The sequence below is a fragment of the Burkholderia sp. Bp8998 genome, assembly GCF_003854235.1.
Taxonomy (GTDB): Bacteria; Pseudomonadota; Gammaproteobacteria; order Burkholderiales; family Burkholderiaceae; genus Burkholderia.
In genome coordinates, this window is record NZ_QTQF01000131.1 from 1 (window position 1) to 1291 (window position 1291).

Below are 1291 nucleotides of genomic sequence, written 5' to 3' on the forward strand. Positions count from 1 at the left end.
GTAAGAGGTGGCCGCGCAAATTCGGACAGCCGGATAAGTGGAACTTCCGGGGCCTGAGCCAGCGATAATGCTGGCAAAGGAACCGAGCAATGACGAAGAGAACCCGACGGACGCACTCAGCGGCGTTCAAAGCGAAGGTGGCCCTGGCGGCGGTCAAGGGCGAGCGCACGCTGGCCGAACTGGCGCAGCAGTTCGATGTGCATCCGAACCAGATCACGGAATGGAAGCGGCAACTGCAGGAGCGTGCAGCCGATGTGTTCGGTGTAGCAGGCGTGCCGTCGAGCGAGCCGCCGGTAGATCTGAAGGCCCTGCACGCGAAGATCGGTCAGTTGACGCTGGAGAACGATTTTTTGTCCGGAGCGCTCGGCAAGGCCGGACTGCTGAGCGCAAAGCGATGATTGACCGTACGCATGCGCTGCCGGTTTCGCGACAGACGCGACTGGTTGGCATCGCGAGATCGAGCGCGTATTACCGGGCGCAGCCAGTCAGTGAGGTCGATCAGTTGCTGATGCGGCGAATCGACGAACTGCACATGGAGTTTCCATTTGCCGGGGCACGGATGCTGGCGCGTCTGCTGCGCCGGGAAGGCCATGGGGTGGGTCGCCGTCGCATACGCACGCTGATGAAGCGCATGGGTGTCGAGGCGCTGTACTGCAAGCCGAACACGAGCCGGCGCAACGCACAGCACAAGATCTGGCCGTACCTGCTGCGCGGCATAAAGATCGACCGTGCCAATCAGGTGTTCGCCCTCGACACGACGTACATTCCGATGGCACGCGGCTTCGTGTACCTGACGGCGGTGGTGGACTGGGCGAGCCGCAAGATTCTCGCGCACCGGGTCGCCATCACGCTGGAAGCCACGCACGCTGTCGAGGCACTGGAAGAGGCGTTCGTCCGCTACGGACTGCCGGACATCGTGAATACCGACCAGGGTAGCCAGTTCACGGCGGGCTCGTTCACTGAGGCCGTGCTGTGCCGGGGCGTGCGGCTGTCGATGGACGGCAAAGGGGCCTGGCGCGACAACGTGTTCGTCGAACGCGTGTGGCGTAGCATCAAGTACGAAGAGATTTACCTGCGAGCCTACGAGTCGGTCAGCCATGCTCGGCGCTCCATCGGCGACTACATCGAGCTGTACAACCGGAAACGGCCCCATTCGAGCCTGGCGGATCAGACGCCGGATGAGGCATACTTCGCGACGCTGCCTGCGATTAAATCGGCAGCATGATTGCCTCGGACGTTCCACTTAAAAATCTCAGAAAACTGTCCGAAGGAGTGAGGCCACCTCTGTATA

Annotated in this window: 1 protein-coding gene; it reads left to right on the forward strand. The window is 61.8% G+C overall.

What is annotated here, in order from left to right:
• Positions 1–89: 89 nt before the first annotated feature.
• Positions 90–1225, forward strand: a protein-coding gene (locus tag DIE06_RS37745) for an IS3 family transposase (RefSeq protein WP_409364541.1) whose coding sequence is annotated in 2 segments (ribosomal slippage) — positions 90–345 and positions 345–1225 — 1137 coding nt in all. Because the reading frame shifts where the segments join, the coding sequence is not laid out codon by codon here.
• Positions 1226–1291: the final 66 nt, after the last annotated feature.